Origin of the sequence: Prevotella sp. SGI.167 (genome assembly GCF_050313615.1) — a bacterium.
Lineage (GTDB): Bacteria > Bacteroidota > Bacteroidia > Bacteroidales > Bacteroidaceae > Prevotella.
Genome location: NZ_JBNPLT010000016.1, coordinates 1 through 24,224 on the forward strand (window position 1 = coordinate 1; position 24,224 = coordinate 24,224).

Sequence of the window (24,224 nt, forward strand, 5' to 3'; positions counted from 1 at the left end):
TTGGAAACAAGCAAATTATGCGTGTTAAAAAATTAATATTGTTCTATAAAAATCAACATTTTTTTACTATTCTTTTAATACATAAATTCCTAAGTCGTTGATTGAACGAAAGTTTTCGGCATTTCTGTATCTCTTATGTAAAGATTCAGAAAAATTGGTTCATTTTGGTTCATTTTTCGAAAACCCTCTTTTTATTCTTTTTTGTGGCTCATAGGGCTGCCAGTATCTTGGCGTTTGCATCATCCACTTCTGAGCTTTTGATGGAGCGGAGATAGATTTGTGTGGTGGTTTCGGAATGATGTCCCAATGCCTCGCTGATAACGGAGATAGAGACATCATTGTCTCTTGCCGCCGTTGCCCAGGAATGGCGGGCGATATAGAGGGTAAGCTTGCCCTTGATGCCAATCTTAGTTCCTAACTTCCTGAGGTGGTAGGAGATACGGGCTTCCGCATTGTGATACAGGCGCGCCTCTTCCTGCATTTTGTCAATAGTTTTATCCTGTCTTTTGTTTCCATCATCAACAAGGAAAGGAAAGAGATAAGATGAGGAGGCGGTCTGCGCCTGGTACTTTTCCATCAACTCCTGCATCTCCTTCTCCCATCGGATGGTGAGGCGCTGTCTTGTCTTGCTTCGGGTGTAATAAAGATGATAGCCCTGCTCTGCGCCATGCTGATGATTCCTGCCCTGCCAGGTGGCGGATACGAGGTAAGAGGCAATGGCGAAATGTTTCCGCTCAACGGCCCCGCCTGGTCGCTCTTCTTCGAGTACATCGGCAACATCCTCTATGCCCTTTTCATCCGGAGGCTCTCCACCAGGGCTCTGGCTATTCTCGCCGGAACCCTATCCATCCTGCTGCTTTGGTTCACGGCTACGGATGTATGCGGATATGGCATGTTTGGTGTGGGCTGGACGCTCGATGGTCTCAACTTCTGGGGTGGACTTCTGCGCATGCTCTGCCCGTTTACGATAGGAATGCTGCTGTCCCGTGTTTTCCATCGCATCCAGTTCAAGGTAAAGGGTGCGTTCTGGATCAGTTCCATCATTCTTCTCCTGCTCTTCCACGTACCTTATATAGAGAGCATGGTTGGCGGCAGTAGTGTGGGCAGCGTTGATGGCATCATGGAGAATGGCATCATGCTGAATGGTGTTTTCGAAGCAGTGTGCATCATTCTGATTTTCCCGGCGATAGTATGGCTGGGAGCGAGCGGAACAACAACCGACCGTTTCAGTACCCGCGTCTGCACGTTCCTTGGCGACATCTCCTTCCCGCTCTATATCGTACACTATCCGTTTATGTATTACTTCTATTCGTGGCTCATCGAGAAGCAGCTCTTCACGCTTGGTGAAACCTGGCCCGAGGCACTCATCACCTGTGCGGTTTCGATAGCAGCAGCCTGGCTCTGTCTGAAGTTCTACGACCGGCCAGTGCGCAGATGGCTGGCGAAGAAATAACATATCCTCTAAACGAGGGAAAAAAATATCAGGCATCCCGACGGATTTCCGTTCCGACAGGACGCCTGATGTTTTTTATCTAATCCTAATGATAATCCTTTCTTTCTATCCTCCTGGCTCGCAGGTTCAGCTTACGAGGATTTTGGCGCAAATCCCAGAGATCCACCAGCCAGAGGATATCTTTCTCTTCATTGTAGAAATAGATAATCTTGAAGTTCTTCATGATGATGGCACCACGATACTTTCTCCATTTCTGCAGTTCAGGCACAAACGGATAACTCTCAGGCATCATTTTCAACCGATGCATGATACGAGATAACTGCTCTTGCCATCTCCCAACCGACTTCTTTCCAAACTCTTCTAATGCAAAAACAAGACATTTCTGAAATTCCTGCATGAAGATCTCATCCTGTCTTACAACCATCCTGGAATCGTTTTACGTAAATGAGCATTAAATTCCTCCCACGACATTCCATAGTTCGGGTCATCCAAGTGCTTGTCTATTTCTGCACAATGCTCCATCACCTGCTCCAGCGAGCGCCCCAAAGGATAGGAATCGGTGTCGTAAGCCTCATCCCATGATACTGATGATGCTGCTGATGCTGCCGAACGATAGGCAGGCGATGGCTCGCAGACCTTATCCCCTGCTATCTTCGATCCCTCGATATGATATTTCTTTTCCTCCATATTTCTTTCGCTCTTAAAGTTCCACGTTACTTATTTGGTGCAAAAATACGAAGAAAGATTGGAACTCGCAAGAAAATCTGAAAGAAAATGGCAGAGAACACTGAAATTTAAAGGATTATGCGAATCAATCCAGATGCTGCAAAAATCAAAGATAACAAAGAGATTCGCCACCTTTTTTATATTATCCCCCATTTTTTCTTGCGAAATCAAAATATTCGTCGTATCTTTGCAGAAAGAATTTGTAGAAAGGTGGATGGCTCGCAAAAAGCTATCCTGAAAACATAGGAGATCAGATTATGACAGATACAGAAATGAACGATAGAAGATTGCCGGTAGGTATCCAGTCCTTTGCTGAAATAAGAAGAGAAGGTTACCTGTATGTTGACAAGACTGATATAATATGGAGACTTGCCAACAGGGGGAAAAAGTATAATTACCTGAGCCGCCCACGCCGCTTCGGTAAGTCGATTCTCGTGGATACACTCCAGGCTTACTTCGAGGGGAAAAAGGAACTCTTCGAAGGATTGAAGGTGATGAAGCTGGAGAAAGACTGGACCTGCTATCCCGTCATTCGACTCGACATGAGTTGCGGAGGAGCTACACCAGAAGAACTCAACTCCTATCTCGATGATGCTTTCTATAAATACGAACAGAAGTATGAAGTAGCCGTGCGCCCGGAGGCTTCCCTTGCCGTCCGCTTCCAGAACATCATCGAAACGATGTTTCAAAAGACCGGAAAACAGGCGGTTATCCTCATCGATGAGTATGATTCTCCATTGCAGCATTCCTGGAAGACTCCTCAGCATGATGCCTGCACAGCCATCTATAAATCCGTATTTGCCGTCTTGAAAAAAGAGGACGAACACGAGCGCTTCGTCTTCATCACAGGCATCACCAAGTTCACACAAATCTCCCTCTTCTCTGTGCTTAACAATCTGAGCAACATCAGTTTTGATGCACCCTACGCCACCATCTGCGGCATTTCAAAGCAGGAAGTTGCCGAAAACTTCATACCTGAGATTGAGGCAATGGGAGAAGAAAACGGATGGACTCCTGAGGAGACGCTGAAGCAGCTCACGGCGTTTTACGACGGATATCATTTCTGCAGCGATAACATGGTAGATATATTCAATCCGTTCAGCCTCATCAATGCCCTGGAGGATAGGAAATTGAGAAATTACTGGGCTTCATCTGGCGCCACTTCCCTATTGCCAAAGTTCGTGGATGACATGGAAATGAAGATGGAATATTTTGACCACTGCTTCATCGAGGGCGATACCCTGGAGACATCGGACGTGGTGAATGGCGGAGCCGAGCTCTTCCTCTACCAGTCGGGGTATCTCACCATCAAGGGTTACGATGATGGCGTTTACATCCTGGGCTTCCCTAACTTTGAAGTTCGCAAGGCATTATACCGCGTAGTGGTTCCAGCCTTGACCATGAAGTCGAATTCGGAAGTGGTTTCTGCGCAGAGTTTTCTCAGAAAAATGATGCAAGACGGCAATACCGCTGAAGCCAAGAAGGCATTGAAGGCTCTAATCGCCGATGTTCCATACAGCAACAAGAAGATGGCTAGCATGGATATGGAGGAGCGTTACCGACTGATAATGAGCACGATATTCAGAGCCTTGGGATTTAGGGTGGAAGTAGAGAGAATGCTGGCCACTGGCAGAATAGACATGATTGTGGAGGTTCCGTCCATCATCTACGTCCTGGAACTGAAGCTATCTAACAATGGCGGCATTTCTGCTGCCGAGAGCCAGATAAAGGAAAAGAGCTACACAAAACCATTCAAGGCCGACAAGCGCAAGGTCATCGCCCTGGCAGTGGAACTCGATGAAACGGGCAAGGGATTGATAGATTGGAAAGAAGTGGATGAGTCTTTGTAAAATACAACTCCAAACAAACATCCCGCCAGATGTCCTACCGGATTCAAAATCCGTTGGGACACCTGGCGGGTTCTTTTGTTTATCATAAAGACTAATGATACTCCTTTCTTTCTATCCTCCTGGCTCGCAGGTTCAGCTTACGAGGATCTTGGCGCATATCCCAGAAATCCACCAGCCAGAGGATATCTTTCTCTTCATTGTAGAAATAGATAATCTTGAAGTTCTTCATGATGATGGCACCACGAAACTCCATTCTTTCATTACGGAAATGAGCTACTATAGGATAACGCTTGGGCATAAATTCCAATGAACGCTTAATTTCCTTATATTGTGTTTGCCACTTACGAGCAGTTTTTAATCCAAACTCTTGCAAGGCATACTCAATACTCTTTTTTATCTCCTTCTTGAAAAGGGCATCAGTTTTTATTTCCATTCTGCAATCATCCTTTCTATCTCATCATCCAAAACGGAAATAGGCTCTCCATAATTAGGATCATCCAATTTATCAAAAATGCTCTCGCAATGCTCCATCACCTGCTCCAGCGAGCGCCCCATAGGATAGGAATCGGTGTCGTAAGCCTCATCCCATGATACGGATGATACTGATGAAGCTGATGATGCCATAGAACGATAAGCAGGCGATGGCTCACATACCTTATCCCCTACTATCTCCGATTCCTCGATATGATATTTCTTTTCCTCCATAATTCATTCTTTTTTAAGTTCTACATAATCATTTATATTTTGAGACTGAGAACCTTTTTGGATTCTGCCTCATATCCCAAATGTCAACAATATGCACCACATCCAAGGATTCATCATAATAATAAACCAACTTGAAATTACGCATAAAATTAGCACCCCGAAGCAAATAACTAAACTTTGGAGCACCAAGAAAAGGGGGTTTACCTTCAGGATATTTTTTCAGGAAGTTCTGAATTTTCATCAGTTCTTCTTTCCACTTTCGAGCAGTTTTCTTACCAAAATTCTCATAAGCATCGATAATATACTGGCGTTCCTTTTCTTCATACAGCTTGTGGACAACTATCTCAGCCATGGGAATTCCTCATATAAACGTTCATTAAAGGCATCAACAGATTCCCATTTAGAAGGATCATCCTTAATGGTTTCACAATAATCTATACTATCCAAAAGACCCTCATAGCTAAAATGATTTTTAAGAACAGGAATTTCATCTTTCTGCTCTATCCCATAATCAATCACGTGATGAGATACAGACTCTGATGCAACAGATGCATAGGCTGGCGATGGCTCACAGACCTTATCCCCTGCAATCTTCGATTCCTCGATATGATATTTCTTTTCCTCCATATTTCTTTCGCTATTAAAGTTCCACGTTTTTTATGTAAAGATGATGCAAAGTTACAAAGAAAGATTGGAAACCGCAAGAAAATCTGAAAGAAAATGGCATAGAACGCTGAAATCAATGTACAGATGGAAGGAGATAACAAGATGGTAAAAGAGAAGCAAGAGGTGGTCCACAAAGCAAGAAGGCAATCTCAAGTGAACTTAATCACTTTTGATTGCCTTCTTTTTTTTATCATTAATCGTAAAGTAATATTCTGATTCTATTTTTCGCTTCCTGAGAAAATCTTGATGCGCTGTTCCTCAGAGAGCTTGCAGATGAGAAGCGTTCCGTCTTCCTCAGCTACGATATAGCCGTCGAGTCCCTGGATAACCACCTTCTTCTCGTTCATCGTATGGATGATGTTGTTCTTTGATTCTATCATCTCGATGTTTTTGCCAATCAGGGCATTGCCGTTGAGGTCCTTGCGGCTCTGAGCCAGCAGACTGCCCCATGTGCCCAAATCACTCCAACCGAAATCGGCTGGCATCACGAAAATCTCCTCTGCCTTCTCCATGATGGCATAGTCTACCGAGATACTCTCACATTCAGGATAACGGAGATCTATCTCTTCCTGCTCCTTGTCGGTGCCATAGATGCTTCTCATGCTCTCGAAAATCTTGGCGATGGCAGGCTGATAAACGCGGAAAGCATTCACGATGGTGGCAGCACTCATCACGAAGATGCCCGCATTCCAGAAGAAACTCTTATCCTTGATATATTCTGTTGCCGTTGCCAGATCAGGCTTCTCTCTAAACTGGTCTACACGGAATATTTCCTTGTTTCTTGCCGAAGGAGTAGTCAAATCTGCCTGAATATAACCGTAGCCTGTCTCCGGACGGTTGGGCTTCATACCGAGCGTCACGATACTGTCGGTCTCGCTGGTAAATTTCATGGCAGAAGCAATCACTCTTCTGAACTCATTACCATTAGTAACAATATGGTCGGATGGTGTTACCACGATATTGGCATGTGCATCCTTCTCCTTGATGCGCCAACTGATATAAGCGATGCAAGGAGCCGTATTTCTGCGGCAAGGTTCCTGAAGGATGTTACTCTCCGGTATCTCAGGCAACTGCTCATGAACCAATGCTGCATATTTCTTGTTGGTGACAACCCACACGTTTTCCGGGTCACAAATACCTTCAAAACGGTCGAAGGTGAGTTGCAACAGCGTACGTCCCGTTCCTAGAACATCGATAAATTGCTTTGGCTTTTCAATGGTACTCATAGGCCAGAATCTACTGCCTACTCCACCTGCCATTATTACTAAATGATTATTTTTATGAGCCATAATTTAAAAATATATTTTAATAATGGGCAAAGGTACTAAAAATTATCTGTATAAACGAAAAAAAAGGATGGAAAAAACTTCCATCCTTTATTATTTGTCAGTTTCTGACTGATTTATATCAAAAAAGACAGATTTCAATCCCTAAAGACTGATTTACATGATCATGATTTTCAGCAAAAGCCCGTTTAGAGCTTTGTCAATTCTGCCTTCCAGTTAGCATAAGCTTCGAGATAAGCCTGGCGGTTAGCCTCATCCGGTTCGATAACAGCCAACTTCTTCAGGGTTGCAAATGCCTCATCATGGTCCTTGTAGATACCGGCACCGATACCAGCACCCTTGGCAGCACCGGCACTACCATCTGTCTCATAGAGTTCGATGGTGGCTCCACTTACGCCAGCCAATGTATCTCTGAACAATGGGCTGAGGAACATGTTAGCCTTACCGGCGTGGATTTTCTTGATGTCCATACCCATCTGCTGCATGATTTCCATACCATAGCAGAAGCTGAATACGATACCCTCCTGAGCTGCACGTACGATGTGGGCACGGTTGTGCTTGGTGAAGCTCAAGCCACGGATGGAGCAGCCCACCTCTCTGTTCTCCAATACACGCTCAGCACCATTTCCGAATGGGATAATCTTCACGCCGTCGCTACCGATTGGCACACCGGCAGCCAGGTCATTCATATCAGCATAGCTGACGTCTGGAGTAACATTGCGATGAACCCAGGCATTCAGGATGCCGGTACCATTGATGCAGAGCAATACGCCGAGACGGTCAAGCTCTGTGGTATAGTTGACATGTGCGAAGGTATTCACGCGACTCTTAGGATCGTAGTTCACATCACCGAGCACACCGTAGACCACGCCAGATGTACCCGCTGTACTTGCGATTTCACCAGGGTTGAATACATTGAGGCTGACAGCATTGTTAGGCTGGTCGCCGGCACGGTAAGAGATAGGAGTACCCTCCTTGAGTCCGAGTTCATCAGCAGCAGCCTTGCAGACTACGCTCTGTACAGAGAATGTAGGAACGATGTCGGCAATCATACTCTCATCAAATCCGAAGTAATCGAACAGGAACTTGGCAGGCTTCTTGGCTGTAAAGTCCCACATCATACCCTCAGAAAGACCGCTGATGGTAGTCTTCACCTCACCGGAAAGTTTCATGGCGAGATAATCGCCTGGGAGCATGATTTTATCAATCTTGTCGAAGAGCTCAGGCTCGTTCTCCTTCACCCATGCCAGCTTAGAGGCAGTAAAGTTGCCTGGAGAGTTGAGCAGATTGCGCAAGCAGAGGTCTTCTCCCAGTTCACGGAAAGCCTTCTCGCCATAAGGTACGGCACGGGAGTCGCACCAGATGATAGATGGGCGCAACACCTGCTGGTTCTTGTCAACGCAAACCAATCCGTGCATCTGATAAGAGATACCGATAGCGAGGATATCCTCACCCTTGGCACCGCATTCAGTCATGATTTTCTTCAGCGCCAGCTTGGCATTATCCCACCACATCTGTGGATCCTGCTCAGCCCATCCAGCCTTCACCGCCATGATAGGCGCCTCATGGTCTGGATAAAACGCAGACGCTACAATTTCACCGTTGTCTACATCGGTAAGAGATGCCTTTACCGAACTGGAACCTACATCAAAGCCTAATAAATATCTTCTAGCCATAATTAGTTCATTTTATATGTTTATTATAATTAAATTGTTCTTTCTTTATATAATACGAACCAACATGGAATTCCCCCCGAAATGAAATATATTTTTTCTTGCTATTTACAGATTATCGCCAAAGAGATCGTTGCTAACGTAGCCATTTCCGCTGTCGGAACCGGGATTATCCTCCTCGTTATTGATGCCAGCCGTGGCAGAAGAAGAGAAGTCGAGCATGAGCTGCTGAACCTGAACCGACTTGAAATTGATATGATAAACACCATATCCCTTGCCTTTCTCAATAAGCGAACCTGGGTCTTTGGCGCAACGGGTGAGATACTGTGTGACATAGGCATGCACATCCTTATAATTCAATGGTGTAAAGATTGAATTACATGAATTATAAACATGACGGGCAATCTTCTCAAGTTTGAGACCATTGCTGCCCGCAGCCATCAACACTCTGAATATCTCCTGATCTATAGACATGGTTACTGTAATAATAAAGTTTTTAAGTTAAAACAAAGATAAAGAACAAAGAAAAAGAAAGACTAGAGACAGAAAGAGCCGCGGCATTCTCCTGAAAAGAAAACCGCGGCTCCTTGAGATTTCTTATTTAAGCGAGAGCTACCTTGTTGTCCTCGTCCTTAATCTTACCCTCTTTGAAGAGCCAACCGAGACCGAGGATAGTTTCCTCTGTGCTGATACCAGCAGCCTTAGCAATCTCTGCAACTGTCTGAGGCTTCTCTGCAGCAGCAAGAGCCTGATAAACATCACCAGCACGGAAGCCAGCGTTTTCTGCGTTCAAGTAAAGAACGTCCTTCTTTGCAACAGTTGTCTTCTTTGCAACTGGAGCCTTCTTTGTAGCTGTCTTCTTTGTGGCAGCTGTCTTTGTTGTTGATTTCTTTTCTACCATGATTTTAGTAAAATAATTATAGTCTCTATATAAGCACCACTTGATGCTTCACTTCCTTTTGAAGGAAGCATCTGATGATGCCCTTGCTTTAGTCATTTTTTAACACCTTTCAGCGTTATCTTTTATTTTGTACTGCAAATTTATAACATTTTTTTTAGATTATCAACTTTTTATTGAAAAAAATGACGTATAATAAATAAAAGCGCAGCATTTCTTGACTTACATCAAGATAATGCTACGCTTTTTTGCTTATATTCAGCGATTTAGCTAAAATATTAATCCTTTAAGTCTAACTTGATTTCCAACTCATCGAGCTGCTTTGGATCCAACTCTGATGGTGCATCAAGCATCACATCGCGGCCTGAATTGTTCTTAGGGAATGCGATACAGTCGCGAATGCTGTCGAGACCTGCCAAGATGCTGACGAAGCGGTCGAGACCGAAAGCAAGACCTGCGTGAGGTGGTGCTCCATACTTGAAGGCATTCATAAGGAAGCCGAACTGAGCCTCAGCACGCTCTGGTGTGAAGCCGAGAACCTCGAACATCTTCTCCTGCAACTGGGTGTCGTGGATACGGAGAGAACCTCCACCCACTTCGATACCGTTGCAGACAAAGTCGTATGCCTTGGCACGAACCTGCTCTGGATGCTCATCGAGCAATGGGATATCGTCTGGATTTGGCATGGTGAATGGATGGTGGGTAGCCATCAGGCGCTGCTCCTCGTCGCTCCACTCGAAGAGAGGGAAGTCAATAATCCAGAGACACTTGAATACGTTCTTGTCGCGCAAACCAAGACGCTCACCCATTTCAAGACGCAGAGAGCAGAGCTGGATACGGGTCTTGTTGGCATTGTCGCCACTCAGGATCAATACCAGGTCGCCATCCTTGGCACCCATCACGGTCTTGATCTCAGCCAATTCCTCTGGAGTATAGAACTTATCGATGCTACTCTTGATAGTACCATCAGCATTATACTTGATGTAAACCAATCCCTTAGCACCTACCTGTGGACGCTTCACGAAATCGGTCAGTTCATTAAGCTGCTTGCGGCTATAGTCAGCGCATCCAGGAACGCAGATACCACCGATATACTTAGCCTCATCGAATACGGCGAAGATTCCCTTGCCCTTGAAAGCTTCCTTGAGTTCTACAAACTCCATGCCGAAGCGCAAGTCTGGCTTGTCGCTACCGAAGCGGCGCATAGCATCATGCCATGTCATCTGCTCCAGCTTAGGCAATTCTACGCCACGGATTTCCTTAAACAGGTGGCGTGCCATCTCTTCGAAAAGATTGATGACATCATCCTGGTCTACGAAACTCATCTCGCAGTCAATCTGTGTAAACTCTGGCTGACGGTCAGCACGGAGGTCCTCATCACGGAAGCACTTGGCAATCTGGAAGTAGCGGTCGAAACCAGCTACCATCAGAAGCTGCTTCAGGGTCTGAGGGCTCTGAGGAAGTGCATAGAACTGTCCTGGGTTCATACGGGAAGGAACCACGAAGTCGCGGGCACCCTCTGGAGTACTACCGATGAGGATAGGAGTCTCAACCTCCATGAAGTTCTGGCTGTCGAGGAAGTTACGGATGAGGATGCACATACGGTGGCGCAACTCCAGGTTCTTGCGTACGGCAGGGCGACGCAAGTCGAGGTAACGATACTTCATACGGATATCATCACCACCATCAGTATTATCTTCGATAGTGAAAGGAGGAGTCTGGCTCTTAGAGAGCACGTTAAGTTCCTTCACCAGGATTTCAATATCACCGGTATCCATCTTAGGATTCTTGCTCTGTCGCTCGCTTACTGTACCCTTAATCTGGATGCAGTATTCACGACCCAGCTTGTTAGCTGCATCGCACAAGTCCTTGTTATCGGCCTCATTGAAGACCAACTGTGTGATACCATAACGGTCGCGCAAGTCAACGAATGTCATACCACCCATCTTTCTTGTGCGCTGTACCCATCCGGCAAGAGTTACCTCTTTGCCTGCATCAGAGAGACGAAGCTCTCCACAAGTATTACTTCTGTACATACCTTTATATTATATATATTTATTTACTACAATGTGCAAAGTTACGACAAAAAGAGGAGAAAACAAAAAAAAAACGCGAAAATATTATAAAATAATACCTTCGCGACCTTATTCTATTATAAACCAACTATCAATTTGCATCATTCCTGCCCATTTGTGCATCTTGCAGGAATCTTATTTCTATCCAAGACGAAATATTATTTGTGCATCCTGCGGAATGCCTGTCTGTGGAATTTCTCCTCTGCCCTGATAACGCTGAGCACCTTATAGGCAGGCAGCACGGTCATGAATCTTGCATGATATTCCTGCTGCAGCTGTTTCAGCTGGATGTCTATCTCATCCTGTCGGCGGATAGCCGCTTCGCACGCCTCGTTGTCCTTAGGATTGATGTGTCTGTACCGGCGCATCTCATCGAAAAGCATACGCATCTTCTTGCCCATCTGTCGATACATGGGGAAGAATCTGGCAGCCTCTCCAGGCGTCAGGGCAGCATTAGTTGTGATATACTGCTCCAGTTCCACCTGAAACTTCTTAGGGTCGAATGCAGCATGCTTTCTGCCATGCTGAGCCTGAATGCCAGTGATGCCCATCAGCAGCATGACCATCAAAATGATGATTCTATGTTGGAAATTCCATTTCATATCTTTAATTATTGTTTATTTCATCTGATTCCGTAACCTAAACGTTACTATCTTAGTTCTCTGTCATCAATGATGCATAGATAGTCTCATTGTCTATCATCGCATAGTCTGCCATCTCATTGAAGGCGGCTTCCTCACTGGCCACAGTTTTCTGTTCATGCTGCTTCACATGAGCCACCACCTTGCTGTTGCCTTCATGCTGCCAAGCCCAGAACGAGCCGCCGCCCAGCAGCGCCACGACAGCAACGGCAGCAGCTATCTTGCGCAATGGCAACTTCTGCCAGAGCGTCTGACGGCTGCGTATGTCGATGACACGAATCTCCTGTTCCGGCAATTTCTCCATGATTCTCTCGGTGAGATGATCGAAGTAACCATCAGGAACCTTGAAGGGATTCTCCTTGCTAAAACGTTCTTTCAATATGTTTTCTTCTCTTGTCATATACTACTACCTTTCCTTCTTTTTTATTATTGACGGATTCAACCTCAAAAGGTTTAATATTTCTGCAAGAATTCTGTTATTTTCTTCACTGCCAGATGGTAAGATGCCTTCAAGGCGCCTTCGCTGGTAGAGAGGATTTTGCTTATCTCAGAATATTTCATGTTGTCGAAATACTTCAGGGTGAACACCGTGCGCTGCACATCGGGCAACAGGGCTACGGCTTCCTGCAGATGTACCTGGATCTCATCCCCGTCGAAATATTCATCGGCAAGCAAGCGTGAAGCGATGCCGGGTTCATCATCCGCACTCACCTGCGTGGACTGCTTCTTCTTTCTGAGGAAATCCAGGGATTCGTTGATGGCGATGCGGTAGAGCCAGGTGGACAGGGATGACTTACCCTGAAAGGTTGCCAGATTGGTCCATGCCTTGATAAAGACATTCTGTAAAATGTCATCGGCATCGTCATGATTGAGTACGATGTTACGAATCTTCCAATACAACGTCTCGCTGTACTGACTCACCAGCACAGCGAATCCTGCCCGTTGCGTCTTCGGATCGCTCAACATTTCCAAAAGTTCTTTATCTTTGATCATAATTAAGATTTATTTTCTTATAAATATTTCTTCAGATGCTCCCATATCACCTTGTCATATCCGTACACGTCGGGATATTCCCTGGTGCGTCCACCTGCCAGCGGATAGAGCGTATAGTAGGTGATGAAGAGAGGCACCTCCGGCTTCACCTTCACAACATTCACCACCATCTTGCGGTTGCTCAGCGAGTCGTCTGTCATCGAATATTGTATCTTGTCCATCAGCTTCCGGTTCTTTTCTGCCAGGAGGAATACTGCAAAATCGTAAGGCTTCTCTATTCTGATACATCCATGCGATACTCCCCTTTCCTCTCTTTCAAAGACTCCCCTGCTGCTGGTATCATGCAGATAGACCGAGAAGTTGTTGTCGAATCGGAAGATGATGCGTCCCAGGGCATTGCCCTTTCCTCCGCGCTGCACCACTCCATAGGCACCAGAAACCAGCATGGCTCTCGTCACCCGATGCAGATCCACCTCCTCACCGGTCTTCACATCCCTCACATAGTAGTTACGTGCCAGGAAATAGCCTGGGTTTCCGGCATGGCGGGCCATATCGTGAAGAATGATGCTGCGTGGCACAAACCATTTCGGATTGATATCCATTCTCTTGATATGGCTGTTGAGCAATGGGGTCTTGGTCTTGAGCGATCCGCAGCCGATACGCATGGTGAGCGTATCCTGCCCGTCTACCGCCATCAGCTGGTAAGCCGGGATATTGACCACAACATATTTCTGATGGTTCCAGATATTGTCCTTCTGTCTCCATCTGCTCCTTTCCATATTCACCAGCACCCGGTCACGCTCTCCTTTGGAAAGTCCTCCCCTGTTCAGTTTTTCCTTGAATACGCGGTAGAACGGATTTTCCGGCTGTACTGATTTCAGGAATGCGGTAAGCGAATCTGTTCCCATACCGATTCTTTCCATCGCCTGGGCAAAGAACGAATCATCAGGATGTTCCATCTTCACATCAAAGAGCTCCCTGAATCTTACAGGTAGCTTGATTGTATCATAGGGATTAGGAGCCACCGTATCCAGGCGGTTCAGCACGAAGTTGGGATTCATATAACCAAAGCGCTGACCGGCAACGTATCTCAGATACGATTTGGTAAGCCGGTACTCCAATCTAGCCATCACCCTGTTCACCTGGTTCTGCTGTCTGTCCAGGTGCAGGGTTCTGAGCCGTTCGATGTCTTCCGTAATCTCATCCACAAAAAAGCGTCGCTTATTGAATCCGAATTCATCTACAGTTTTCAGAAACGAGAGCAGCGAATCGGCACGATGATCTATACCATGACGGTCAATCCACAGGAAGCCGCCACGGTGCTGATAATATTTCCGAGTATGGAGGTCGGCAACAAGACGGTCTTTATCCTGCTGCATGAGGCTATCCATCAATCCTCGAATCACTTTAGAATTGACAGCATACGCCTTCTCGTTAAAATCCTGATAGTATTCTAACGTCAACAGCCTGTTGCTATTGGGTTGCGAATCCTTACACCCCATCATCATCAAACCGAGCAACAGGGGTAAAAATCTCAATAACTTCACTTTTACCTACGATTGACAGTAATTTTACGTGTAAACGATGGACCTACTTTAATAATATAGATACCATCCGACAAAGGCATGGAGATGCGCTTGTCCTGACCTTCTACCATAAAGGATTTGACAACGATGCCAGCCAGGTTATAAACCTTAACTACCAGCCCGTTGGCACCCGTGATATGCATCACGCCATTGGTATAGCTTACGGCAATGTCCTGTGCTTCCAGGTCTATCATTTCCACAGCACTGGTTTCTGCCAGCACCTGGGTAGGTGCTGCCATCATCATTGCAGCCAATGTTATCATAGAAAGTATAGTTTTCTTCATATTGTGATTCCTTATATAATGATTTTACGTAAAATTCTTTCTGCAAAGGTATACAAAAAATAGGAACCTTCCAACATATAGCTGGTAAAGTTCCTATTATTTTTATATTTTTAACCTAACAGGCAATATGATTTCATCATGATTACATGATACCGTCTTCACGGAGTTTCTGCTGCCATTTCCATGCAGAAGCCAGGACGTCAGAAAGATTAGCTTCTGCCTTCCAGCCCAATACCTTGTTTGCCTTGGTGCAGTCGCCCCAGATCTTCTCGATATCACCCTCACGGCGAGGACCATACTTCCAGTTCAGCTTCACACCGGTAGCCTTCTCGAAGGTCTCTACGATTTCGAGGGTTGAATTACCGTTGCCTGTACCAATGTTGAAGTACTCGATAGGCTCTGTCTCCTTGTCAAGTACACGAGCCATAGCGCAAACGTGAGCCTTGGCAAGGTCTACTACATAGATATAGTCGCGGATGCAGGTTCCGTCTGGAGTATCATAGTCGTTACCGAAGATGGTCAACTCCTTGCGGATGCCCATAGCGGTCTGAGTAACGTAAGGAATCAGGTTGTTTGGCACGCCGTTAGGCAACTCACCGATTTCAGCAGATGGGTGTGCACCGATTGGGTTGAAGTATCTCAGCACGATGCTCTTGATGTTGGCACCGCTGTGGATATAGTCGGCAATGATCTGCTCGTTGATTTCCTTAGTATTACCGTAAGGAGAGGTAGCCTTCTGGTGAGGAGCCTCCTCAGTAACAGGAAGGTTCTCTGGCTTTGGCTGACCGTAAACGGTGCAAGAAGAAGAGAAGATGATACCCTTGACATTATATTTTGGCATCAACTCAAGCAGGTTGATGAGCGATACTACATTGTTACGATAATACATCAGAGGTTTCTGAACGCTCTCGCCTACTGCCTTGCTGGCAGCGAAATGGATGATACCCTGGATTTCAGGATACTTCTGGAAAATAGCCTCTGTTGCTTCCTTGTCACGCAAGTCTACTTTCTCGAAAGCAGGACGAATACCTGTGATCTTCTCGATACCGTCGAGAACCTCAATCTTTGAGTTGGAGAGATCGTCTACAATGACTACATTGTAACCTGCCTGCTGTAATTCTACTGTGGTATGACTACCGATAAAACCTGTACCGCCAGTTACCAAAATTGTCTGTTTCATACTTCTTAGTCTTTGATTGAATAATTGATAGTGTCTAGCGTTTATCGCTTAGATGGTTGCAAAAGTACTGCAAAAAAGTGAAACTACAAAATAATTCTGAAAAAATATGCTTACTTATTCTTTATTTTCAAGAATTCAACGTAACTTTGCAACTGAATCAGAATGATCAGCGGAAGAAATCTTTTGAATTTAACATCCATAGAAAACAAAATTATTATGAAACAGTACGATATTGAAAAAGACATAAGATACTTGCAACTGCTGTCGCAATCGTTTCCTACGATAGCAGAAGCCAGCACTGAGATCATCAATCTCAAGGCTATCCTCAACCTGCCTAAGGGCACTGAGCATTTCCTTGCCGACATCCACGGTGAGTACGAGGCTTTTCTGCATGTATTGAAAAACGCATCGGGTAACATCAAGCGTAAGGTGAACGAACTCTTCGGCACTACCCTGCGCGAACAGGAGAAACGTGACCTCTGCTCGCTCATCTATTATCCGGAGCAGAAACTCGAACTCGTCAAGATCAACGAGAAGGACATTGATGACTGGTATCACATCACGCTCCACCGCCTGGTGGCTGTTTGCCGTGATGTTTCCAGCAAGTATACCCGTTCCAAGGTGCGCAAGTCGCTGCCTTGCGATTTCTCCTATATCATCCAGGAATTGCTCCACGAGCATACCGAAGATCATGACAAGACGGCATACGTCAATGTCATCGTTGATACCATCATCTCTACCGGCCGTGCCGATGATTTCATCATTGCCATCGCCAACGTCATCCAGCGCCTTGCTATCGACCAGCTGCATATCCTGGGCGATATCTACGACCGTGGTCCGGGTGCGCATATCATCCTCGACAAGATGCGCCGCTACCACAGCTGGGACATCCAGTGGGGCAACCACGATGTTTTGTGGATGGGTGCTGCTGCGGGCAATGATGCCTGCATCTGCAATGTCATCCGCCTCTCCCTGCGTTATGCCAATCTCTCTACCCTAGAGGAAGGCTACGGCATTAACCTCATTCCGCTTGCCACCTTCGCCATGGAGACCTACAATGATGATTCTTGCACCGAGTTCCTGCCTAAGCTGAGCGGTGGCGCTGCCAGTCTTGACGACAAGACTACCCGACTCACAGCACAGATGCATAAGGCGATAGCCGTCATCCAGTTCAAGATTGAGGGTCAGCTCATCGAGAAGCATCCGGAATGGAAGATGGACGGCAGACGCCTCTTCGAACACATCAATTATGAAAAGGGTACGGTAGAAATCGATGGCAAGGAATACGAGATGAGTTCCTGCAACTTCCCTACCATCGACCCGAAATACCCAAACCGTCTCTCTGAAGAAGAAACGATACTGATGCAGAAACTGCACCACTCTTTCAAAGTCTGCGAAAAGCTGCATAAGCATATCCGGGTGATGTTGCAGCATGGCTGCATGTATGCCATCTTCAACAACAACCTGCTCTTCCATGCTTCCTGTCCGCTCAATGCAGATGGTTCCTTGAAAGAGGTAGAAATCTATCCGGGTCATAAATACAGCGGTCGCGACCTGATGCACTATACCGGCATGCAGATTCGTACCGCCTTCCAGCAGGACAGCGACCCAGCCGAGAAGGAATATGCCATCGACTACTTCCTGTATCTCTGGTGCGGTCCGGACAGTCCGCTCTTTGACAAGAGCAAGATGGCTACCTTTGAGCGCTATTTCGTGGCTGACAAGGAGACCCATAAGGAGGAGAAGGGTTATTACTTCCTCCTGCGCGACAACGAGGAGGTGATAGACCATATCATGGATGAGTTTGGCGTTACCGGACCTAACCGCCACATCATCAACGGCCACGTGCCGGTACGTACCCTGAAGGGCGAGAATCCTATCAAGGCAAACGGCAAGCTGATGGTGATAGACGGTGGTTTCTCCAAGGCATACCACAACGAGACGGGTATCGCCGGCTACACGCTGGTATACCATTCCCGTGGTTTCCAACTGGTACAGCACGAACCGTTTACCAGTACCGAAGATGCCATCAAGCAAGGTACCGACATCAAGAGTACCACCCAGATTGTGGAAATGTCCAACCGCCGTATGCTGGTTGCCGATACCGATATAGGTCAGGAACTCCGTAAACAGGTAGAAGACCTGAAGGAACTTCTGTATGCTTACCGTCATGGCTATATCAAGGAGAAGGAAACAAAGAAAATGTAAGTTCCAGAAAAGATAAGAGGCTGATGCTGTCATCGTTAACCGATAACAACACCAGCCTCTTTTTTATTCAATCGGCTTTTTTATTCATTCAGCCATTTTTATTCATTCAGCCATTTTTATTCCAATCCAAACAAAGTCTTCAGACCACCGTCTACACCAGAGAAGCCCATGAAGGCTAGACTGAGGAGTGCAGCTGTAACCATCACGATAGCTACGCCCTGCATACCCTTAGGAATGCGGACCAATGCCTGCTGCTCACGAATGCCGGCAAAGACGATGAGAGCCAGGGCAAAGCCGAGAGCGGTAGAGAAGGCGTAAACCACACTCTCCAAGAGATTGTAGTCCTTCTGGATAACCAGGATGGCTACACCCAGCACAGCACAGTTGGTAGTAATCAAAGGCAGGAAGATACCGAGCGCCTGATAAAGTGCAGGAGAAACCTTCTTGAGGATAATCTCTACCATCTGAACCAAGGCTGCAATCACGAGGATGAACGCCAGGGTTTGGAGATATTGCAATCCGAATGGATCGAGTACATACTTCTGAACACACCAGGTAATGATGGTTGCCAGGGTCAAGACGAAGGCGATGGCACCCCCCATACCGATGGCTGTATTAACTTTCTTCGATACGCCCAGGAACGGACAGATACCGAGGAACTGCGACAAGACGATGTTGTTGACGAATATCGCAGAGATAAATATCAATAAATATTCCATAATTTCTATTCTATTTCATGGATTGAAGCGATGCTTACGCTTACTTCTTTACCTTATTAAATATAGCAATGATGTAACCCAAGGTGAGGAAAGCTCCAGGAGGCAGGATAAACATCAGAATGTTGGTAGTCTCTGGCAACAGAGTGATACCGAATACGCTTCCTGCACCGAGAATCTCACGGGCACTACCCAAGATAGTCAAACCGAGGGTGAAACCCAAACCGCAGCCGAGACCATCAAAGAGACTGGCAATCGGTGAGTTCTTGGCAGCAAAGCTCTCTGCTCTACCCAGGATGATACAGTTTACTACAATCAATGGGATGTAGATACCCAGTGCCTGGTTGATGCTGTCAGGAGCATAGGCGCTCATCAACATCTGCAGGATGGTTACGAAGGCTGCAATCACTACGATGAAAACAGGGATGCGAACCATATCCGGGGTAATCTTCTTGATACAGGAAATCACAAAGTTGGTACAAACCAATACTGCCATGGTTGCCAATCCCATGGAAAGACCATTGATGGCACTGGTAGTTGTTGCCAAGGTAGGACACATACCGAGGAGCAACACGAAGGTAGGGTTCTCCTTGATGAGTCCGTTCATCAAAATTTTCATATTACTCATATCGGCTTATCCTTTCTTTTCGTTATGTTCAACTTTAGATGCACGGCTCTCAGCATCTGCTTTCTGAGATGCACCACTCTCGCCATCTACATTCTTACCTGCATAGGCAGCATACGCCTGATTGATAGCCTTGAGGAAGGCACGGCTGGTAATGGTTGATGCGGTGATGGCATCTACTGCATTGCCACCCTTATCGTCCTTGCTTACGTGAAGGTCGCCATCCTTTGGAGTTTTTCCGATGATGCTACCCTTTCCGTCTTTCTGGAACCAGGTAGTTGCCTTGGCACCCAGACCCGGAGTCTCTGAAGCCTGAAGGATGGTGTAACCCATAATCTTGCCCTCGGTATCGAAACCTACGAGCACCTTCAAGTCGCCACCGAAACCGCCGGTAGTACTCTCTACGGCTGCGCCCAACTCCTTACCGCTCTTGTCAGAGCACTTGTGGAGGATAAAGGTAAACTCCTTGCCGCCAAACTCCTGCTTCACCTCTTCAGGTTCTGCTACCTGGAGGTCTTCAGTACCCATCACGCTCTTGATACCGGTAGCCAGACTCTGTGCTGCCTTCTCGGCGATAGGACCAGATGTAAGGTGATTGATGTATGCCAGCACAGCACCCACAACGAGCGCTACGCCTACGAGCACCAAAACCATGTTCTTTAATGATGATTCTAATTTCTGCATGTCTCAGTCCTCCTTATTTCTTAGCTGGCTTCTCACCGAAGCGCTTTGGTTTAACGTATGTATTAATAAGAGGTGTGAACGCATTCATGATAAGAATGGCGAACGACATACCTTCCGGATAACTACCCCAGTTACGGATGATAACGGTGAGAAGACCGATGCAGACACCGTAGATGAGCATACCCTTGTGAGTCATTGGTGATGTTACATAATCGGTAGCCATAAAGATGGCACCGAGCATCAGACCACCACTGAAGATGACTGCCAGAGGATTGGCATAAACAGGATTAGCCAAATGCATCAAACCGCTGAAAACGAATACGGTAGCAATGATGCTGACTGGAATATGCCAGGTGATGACCTTCTTCCAGAGCATGTAAGCCAAACCGAGCAAGAGGGCGAATGCACAAACCTCACCGGTAGTTCCGGCACCGAAGGTATCTCCAGTAGCACCGAAGAGCAGGCTCATGGAATCAGGCAACTGATTCAGGAGAGAAGCATCGCCAGTCTTGATGGCTGTCTTCATGATAGCCAGCGGTGTAGCACCAGTTGTAGCATCGGTATAGCTGAGCATCTGTCCAGCCACAGGCCATGATGTCATCTGTGCAGGGAAACTGACGAGCAGGAAGCAACGGCCTACCAAAGCAGGATTGAAAGGATTGTTACCCAGACCACCGAAACTCATTTTACCCACACCGATGGCAAACAGGGCACCGATGATGATAATCCAGAGAGGAAGGTTACTTGGCAAGTTCATGCCGAGCAGAAGACCGGTGATGATGGCAGAACCATCGAGCAAGCTGGTCTCCTCCTTCAGGAGATATTTTGTAATTGCCCACTCAAAGAAGACGCAGGCTGCCACAGAGGTGAGCAGTACGACTGCTGAACCCAGACCGAAGAAATAGAAAGATGCGAGGATGGCAGGCACAAGAGCGATGATCACTCCGTACATGTTCTTCTCCACGCTCTCATTTCCATGGGCATGTGGCGATAATGAAACGATTAATTTTCCCATTTTATCTTTTAAATTCTTTCTTAAATGAAATTCATTCTTGACGTGAACGCTTACTTCTTGGCGTTGCGAGCTCTGATGATGCCCATTACCGCTGCCTTACCATTGATGATGTTATCGAGGATAGGACGATGAGATGGACAGGTAAACTGGCATGAACCGCAGGCAATGCAGGATGTTACCTCCTCTGCCTCCAGACGTTCATAATCCTTCACTACGCTCAGGGTAGCAAGCAAGTATGGCTCCAGGCCCATTGGGCAGGCATCCACACACTTGGCACAGCGGATACATGGCTGAGCCTTCTTGCGATGAGCATCCGCATCGGTCAGTACGGTGATGGAGTTGGTACCCTTGGTTACAGGAACATCGAGACTGATTACAGCCTTACCCATCATCGGACCACCAGCCAACACCTTGTTGTCGCCCTCAGGCAAACCTCCGCAATTCTCAATCATCTGAGAGAATGGAGTTCCCATACGTACGAGGAAGTTGCCCGGATTCTTCACCTGCTTACCGGTCACGGTGGTATAGCGCTCGAAGAGAGGCTTGTTCTTCATAACTGCCTGATAAACAGCGAAGGCAGTACCTACATTCTGAACTATTGCTCCAACGTTGACTGGGATAGCTGGAGGAGCAGGAACCTGACGGCGAATGACGGCATCCACCAGCTGCTTCTCACCTCCCTGAGGGTACTTCTTAGCCAGAGGTACAATCTCGATACGAGCGTCATTAGCAGTCTTTTCCTCGAAGAGTTTGATGGCAGCAGGTTTGTTATCCTCGATACCGATGTAGCCCTTCTCTACCTTTGCCGCCTTCATCAGAAGGTTCAAACCAACGAGAATCTCATCGGCATGCTCCATCATCAGGCGATAATCGGCTGTGATGTAAGGCTCGCACTCTACACCGTTGATGATGACGCACTCTGCCTTGGCTCCTGGAGGAGGACAAAGCTTGATGAAGGTAGGGAAACCGGCACCACCCATACCAGTGACACCTGCTACCTTGATGCGGTTTACGATTTCCTCTGGAGTAAGCTCAGTATGAGCCTCAAGCGTCTCGAGTTTATCAGAGCGGTCGATGCTCTCCTCCCACTCATCGCCTTCTACATTAATAATAATGCAAGGCTTGCGATAACCGGTAGCATCAATAGATGTATCTACCTTGAACACGGTTCCAGAAACGGAACTGTAAATAGGAGCACTCACAAAACCACCAGCCTCAGCGATGAGTGTACCCACCTTCACCTTGTCGCCCTTGGCAACTACAGGCTTGGCAGGAGCACCGATGTGCTGACCAAGTGGGAAAATAGCCTGCTTTGGGAGAGGAGCCACCTGAGTAGCCATCTCAGCAGTAATCTTATTCTCTTCTGGGTGAACTCCACCAATTCTAAAAGTTCTCAAATTCATGATTTAGTCCTCCTTCTTTTCTTCTGAAGTTTCTACCTTTGGAGCGGCTACAGGAGCCTCAGCCTTTGGTGCAGCAACTGGAGCTTCTGCTACAGGAGCAGCCTCTGCAGCTGGCTTTGCCTTCTTAACTGGGAAATTAACTTTTACGAGAGCACCTGTTGGGCATTCATCAACACACTTGGTACACATGCGGCACTTATTGAAGTCAACATAAGCCACATTGTTCTCAATGGTGATAGCATCAAACTTACAGACTTTCTGACACTTACCGCATCCGATGCAAGCAACGCTACAAGCCTTCTTAGCCACAGCTCCCTTGTCGTGGTTCACGCACTGAACGTAAACACGGCGACCCTTAGGACCCTTCTTACGGAGTTCGATGATATGACGTGGACAAGCCTTGGCGCACGCACCACAGCCCGTACACTTCTCCTCATCAACCTCAGGAATACCCGTCTCAGGATTGATAGAGATGGCACCAAACTGGCAAGCAGCCACGCAATCACCACAACCCAGACAGCCGAATCCGCAGCCGGTTTCACCAGCGCCACAGGAGTTCATAGCAGCACAAGTATGCAAACCATCATACTCGGCGATGCGAGGACGATGCTCGCAAGAGCCATTACAACGAACCACAGCCACCTTTGCCTCTGTGTTAGCCACAGCCAGACCCAGGAGATCAGCTACCTTGCCCATCACGTCGGCACCACCTACAGGACACATCAGCCCATCGATGCTACCTGCATCAGCACCCTTGACCAGCGCTGCAGCCATACCGGAACATCCGGCAAAACCGCAACCACCACAGTTGGCACCCGGAAGGAGTTCTCCCACCTGTCCCAGTCGAGGGTCTTCTTCGACGGCAAACTTCTTAGATACTCCGAAGAGCACCAATGCTGCAATCAGCGCAATGGCACCGAGTACCAAGACCGCAATCAAAATAAAATTCATAATAATTTGTATTTGTTTTAGTTAATAATCAACAACGTTCGAGTTTAAAACTGAATCGGTTTCTTAACCTGTTACGCATCAGATAGAGCACAACATAATAAGGGACGAGAATTCCCAGCGCCGAAACGGCAGCCATACCCTCAGAATGGGTAGTAGCAAGAACAGCTATCAAGGTTGCCACCATGGTCACCAGAGGCAAAAGATAACCGTAAAGGCTGGCTCTGTAACCTACGGAAGCGTCAGCCACCACGACAACTGAATCGCCCTTCTGATAAGAAGCAGCGTCAGCCATTCTTATCTCTACCATTTTTTCTTTCATTTCAGAGGCATTGCAGTGGGCAGCCACTTTGCAGGCGCTGCAGGCAGAAGCCTGGAGGATGCGAACTTTCACACATTCTCCCTCTACCCCATCTACGATACCAGCATGTTTTATCTTGTTCATTTGCAAAGTCTAGTTAGCAATTTATTTGGTTGCAAAGGTAGCAAATATTTTAGAAATGACAAACAATTTAAGAAGGTTTTTTAATTAAAAGGGGCGTAAACGTTTTCTTTGTTACTTTTTTTGCCAAACTTCTTTGTTTGTTTCATTTTTTTGTGTACCTTTGC

The 24,224-nt window shown here is 46.6% G+C and carries 28 protein-coding genes and 1 pseudogene; 4 read left to right on the plus strand and 25 right to left on the minus strand.

Features of this window, described 5'->3' with window-relative positions:
* Positions 1 to 208: 208 nt before the first annotated feature.
* Positions 209 to 718 (minus strand): tyrosine-type recombinase/integrase, encoded by a 510-nt coding sequence (locus ACQRBJ_RS09500; RefSeq protein WP_445303514.1) that lies wholly within the window; start codon positions 716 to 718, stop codon positions 209 to 211.
* Between ACQRBJ_RS09500 and ACQRBJ_RS09505 the strand changes: the two are divergent.
* A pseudogene (locus ACQRBJ_RS09505) lies at positions 647 to 1,453 on the plus strand (acyltransferase family protein); the annotation flags it as partial. The gene ACQRBJ_RS09500 and the pseudogene ACQRBJ_RS09505 overlap by 72 nt on opposite strands.
* An 85-nt stretch (positions 1,454 to 1,538) precedes the next feature.
* Here ACQRBJ_RS09505 and ACQRBJ_RS09510 read toward each other — a convergent pair.
* A complete protein-coding gene (locus tag ACQRBJ_RS09510; protein ID WP_441937016.1) occupies positions 1,539 to 1,877 on the minus strand; it encodes a hypothetical protein in 339 nt (112 codons plus the stop codon).
* Positions 1,868 to 2,140, minus strand: coding sequence for a hypothetical protein (locus ACQRBJ_RS09515; protein WP_441937014.1), 273 nt, complete (start codon positions 2,138 to 2,140; stop codon positions 1,868 to 1,870). The genes ACQRBJ_RS09510 and ACQRBJ_RS09515 overlap by 10 nt, the downstream gene beginning before the upstream one ends.
* Positions 2,141 to 2,257: 117 nt before the next feature.
* Here ACQRBJ_RS09515 and ACQRBJ_RS09520 point away from each other — a divergent pair, with 117 nt between their 5' ends.
* Both ACQRBJ_RS09520 and ACQRBJ_RS09525 read left to right on the plus strand, forming a co-directional pair.
* A complete protein-coding gene (locus tag ACQRBJ_RS09520; protein WP_441937012.1) occupies positions 2,258 to 2,425 on the plus strand; it encodes a hypothetical protein in 168 nt (55 codons plus the stop codon).
* An 11-nt stretch (positions 2,426 to 2,436) separates the two neighbouring features.
* Complete coding sequence (locus tag ACQRBJ_RS09525) at positions 2,437 to 4,029, plus strand: AAA family ATPase (protein WP_445303474.1); 1,593 nt, start codon at positions 2,437 to 2,439, stop codon at positions 4,027 to 4,029.
* A gap of 91 nt (positions 4,030 to 4,120) precedes the next feature.
* Here ACQRBJ_RS09525 and ACQRBJ_RS09530 read toward each other — a convergent pair whose 3' ends face one another.
* From ACQRBJ_RS09530 to galE, 15 genes are all read right to left on the minus strand, one after another.
* Positions 4,121 to 4,462 carry a hypothetical protein gene (locus tag ACQRBJ_RS09530; protein WP_445303475.1) on the minus strand — a complete coding sequence of 114 codons (342 nt, stop codon included), beginning with the start codon at positions 4,460 to 4,462 and terminating at the stop codon, positions 4,121 to 4,123.
* On the minus strand, positions 4,453 to 4,734 hold the full coding sequence (locus ACQRBJ_RS09535) for a hypothetical protein (protein ID WP_441937007.1): 282 nt from the start codon (positions 4,732 to 4,734) through the stop codon (positions 4,453 to 4,455). The genes ACQRBJ_RS09530 and ACQRBJ_RS09535 overlap by 10 nt, the downstream gene beginning before the upstream one ends.
* 28 nt (positions 4,735 to 4,762) lie before the next feature.
* A complete protein-coding gene (locus ACQRBJ_RS09540; protein WP_153121750.1) occupies positions 4,763 to 5,086 on the minus strand; it encodes a type II toxin-antitoxin system RelE/ParE family toxin in 324 nt (107 codons plus the stop codon).
* The gene (locus ACQRBJ_RS09545) at positions 5,074 to 5,361 is read right to left on the minus strand and encodes a hypothetical protein (RefSeq protein ID WP_445303476.1); all 288 of its coding nucleotides are present in this window, start codon (positions 5,359 to 5,361) and stop codon (positions 5,074 to 5,076) included. The genes ACQRBJ_RS09540 and ACQRBJ_RS09545 overlap by 13 nt, the downstream gene beginning before the upstream one ends.
* A 257-nt stretch (positions 5,362 to 5,618) precedes the next feature.
* Positions 5,619 to 6,689 carry a mannose-1-phosphate guanylyltransferase gene (locus ACQRBJ_RS09550; protein ID WP_295346717.1) on the minus strand — a complete coding sequence of 357 codons (1,071 nt, stop codon included), beginning with the start codon at positions 6,687 to 6,689 and terminating at the stop codon, positions 5,619 to 5,621.
* Positions 6,690 to 6,874: 185 nt separating this feature from the next.
* The gene (locus ACQRBJ_RS09555; RefSeq protein ID WP_445303477.1) at positions 6,875 to 8,362 is read right to left on the minus strand and encodes a xylulokinase; all 1,488 of its coding nucleotides are present in this window, start codon (positions 8,360 to 8,362) and stop codon (positions 6,875 to 6,877) included.
* A 105-nt stretch (positions 8,363 to 8,467) separates the two neighbouring features.
* Positions 8,468 to 8,833, minus strand: coding sequence for a hypothetical protein (locus ACQRBJ_RS09560; protein ID WP_445303478.1), 366 nt, complete (start codon positions 8,831 to 8,833; stop codon positions 8,468 to 8,470).
* A 127-nt stretch (positions 8,834 to 8,960) separates the two neighbouring features.
* Positions 8,961 to 9,260 carry a winged helix-turn-helix domain-containing protein gene (locus ACQRBJ_RS09565; protein ID WP_294968300.1) on the minus strand — a complete coding sequence of 100 codons (300 nt, stop codon included), beginning with the start codon at positions 9,258 to 9,260 and terminating at the stop codon, positions 8,961 to 8,963.
* 275 nt (positions 9,261 to 9,535) lie between these two features.
* Positions 9,536 to 11,293 (minus strand): aspartate--tRNA ligase, encoded by a 1,758-nt coding sequence (gene aspS, locus ACQRBJ_RS09570; protein WP_441932664.1) that lies wholly within the window; start codon positions 11,291 to 11,293, stop codon positions 9,536 to 9,538.
* A 197-nt stretch (positions 11,294 to 11,490) separates the two neighbouring features.
* Positions 11,491 to 11,934, minus strand: coding sequence for a hypothetical protein (locus tag ACQRBJ_RS09575; protein WP_445303479.1), 444 nt, complete (start codon positions 11,932 to 11,934; stop codon positions 11,491 to 11,493).
* A gap of 52 nt (positions 11,935 to 11,986) precedes the next feature.
* Entirely contained in the window at positions 11,987 to 12,373 is a 387-nt protein-coding gene (locus tag ACQRBJ_RS09580) for a hypothetical protein (RefSeq protein ID WP_445303480.1), read from the minus strand.
* Between the two features lie 53 nt (positions 12,374 to 12,426).
* On the minus strand, positions 12,427 to 12,966 hold the full coding sequence (locus ACQRBJ_RS09585) for an RNA polymerase sigma factor (protein WP_441932666.1): 540 nt from the start codon (positions 12,964 to 12,966) through the stop codon (positions 12,427 to 12,429).
* Positions 12,967 to 12,983: 17 nt separating this feature from the next.
* Positions 12,984 to 14,504 carry a L,D-transpeptidase family protein gene (locus ACQRBJ_RS09590; protein ID WP_445303481.1) on the minus strand — a complete coding sequence of 507 codons (1,521 nt, stop codon included), beginning with the start codon at positions 14,502 to 14,504 and terminating at the stop codon, positions 12,984 to 12,986.
* 11 nt (positions 14,505 to 14,515) lie between these two features.
* Complete coding sequence (locus ACQRBJ_RS09595; RefSeq protein WP_264950227.1) at positions 14,516 to 14,836, minus strand: T9SS type A sorting domain-containing protein; 321 nt, start codon at positions 14,834 to 14,836, stop codon at positions 14,516 to 14,518.
* A gap of 142 nt (positions 14,837 to 14,978) precedes the next feature.
* Positions 14,979 to 16,016, minus strand: a complete 1,038-nt coding sequence (gene galE / locus ACQRBJ_RS09600) for a UDP-glucose 4-epimerase GalE (protein ID WP_295346712.1) — start codon at positions 16,014 to 16,016, stop codon at positions 14,979 to 14,981.
* A gap of 216 nt (positions 16,017 to 16,232) precedes the next feature.
* Here galE and ACQRBJ_RS09605 point away from each other — a divergent pair, with 216 nt between their 5' ends.
* Positions 16,233 to 18,224 carry a fructose-1,6-bisphosphatase gene (locus tag ACQRBJ_RS09605; RefSeq protein ID WP_295346711.1) on the plus strand — a complete coding sequence of 664 codons (1,992 nt, stop codon included), beginning with the start codon at positions 16,233 to 16,235 and terminating at the stop codon, positions 18,222 to 18,224.
* A 116-nt stretch (positions 18,225 to 18,340) separates the two neighbouring features.
* Here ACQRBJ_RS09605 and rsxA read toward each other — a convergent pair whose 3' ends face one another.
* From rsxA to ACQRBJ_RS09640, 7 genes are read right to left on the minus strand one after another with little or no spacing between them, the layout of a single operon-like run.
* Positions 18,341 to 18,943 carry an electron transport complex subunit RsxA gene (gene rsxA, locus ACQRBJ_RS09610; RefSeq protein WP_445303482.1) on the minus strand — a complete coding sequence of 201 codons (603 nt, stop codon included), beginning with the start codon at positions 18,941 to 18,943 and terminating at the stop codon, positions 18,341 to 18,343.
* Between the two features lie 40 nt (positions 18,944 to 18,983).
* Positions 18,984 to 19,568, minus strand: coding sequence for an electron transport complex subunit RsxE (gene rsxE, locus ACQRBJ_RS09615; protein ID WP_089542705.1), 585 nt, complete (start codon positions 19,566 to 19,568; stop codon positions 18,984 to 18,986).
* Between the two features lie 6 nt (positions 19,569 to 19,574).
* On the minus strand, positions 19,575 to 20,249 hold the full coding sequence (locus ACQRBJ_RS09620; protein WP_294968274.1) for an RnfABCDGE type electron transport complex subunit G: 675 nt from the start codon (positions 20,247 to 20,249) through the stop codon (positions 19,575 to 19,577).
* Positions 20,250 to 20,262: 13 nt separating this feature from the next.
* Positions 20,263 to 21,264 (minus strand): RnfABCDGE type electron transport complex subunit D, encoded by a 1,002-nt coding sequence (locus ACQRBJ_RS09625; protein WP_089542707.1) that lies wholly within the window; start codon positions 21,262 to 21,264, stop codon positions 20,263 to 20,265.
* 50 nt (positions 21,265 to 21,314) lie between these two features.
* Positions 21,315 to 22,667, minus strand: a complete 1,353-nt coding sequence (rsxC, locus tag ACQRBJ_RS09630; protein WP_117727673.1) for an electron transport complex subunit RsxC — start codon at positions 22,665 to 22,667, stop codon at positions 21,315 to 21,317.
* 3 nt (positions 22,668 to 22,670) lie between these two features.
* Entirely contained in the window at positions 22,671 to 23,618 is a 948-nt protein-coding gene (locus tag ACQRBJ_RS09635) for a Fe-S cluster domain-containing protein (protein ID WP_294968267.1), read from the minus strand.
* 28 nt (positions 23,619 to 23,646) lie between these two features.
* Positions 23,647 to 24,060, minus strand: coding sequence for a SoxR reducing system RseC family protein (locus ACQRBJ_RS09640; RefSeq protein ID WP_445303483.1), 414 nt, complete (start codon positions 24,058 to 24,060; stop codon positions 23,647 to 23,649).
* Between the last annotated feature and the right edge of the window lie 164 nt (positions 24,061 to 24,224).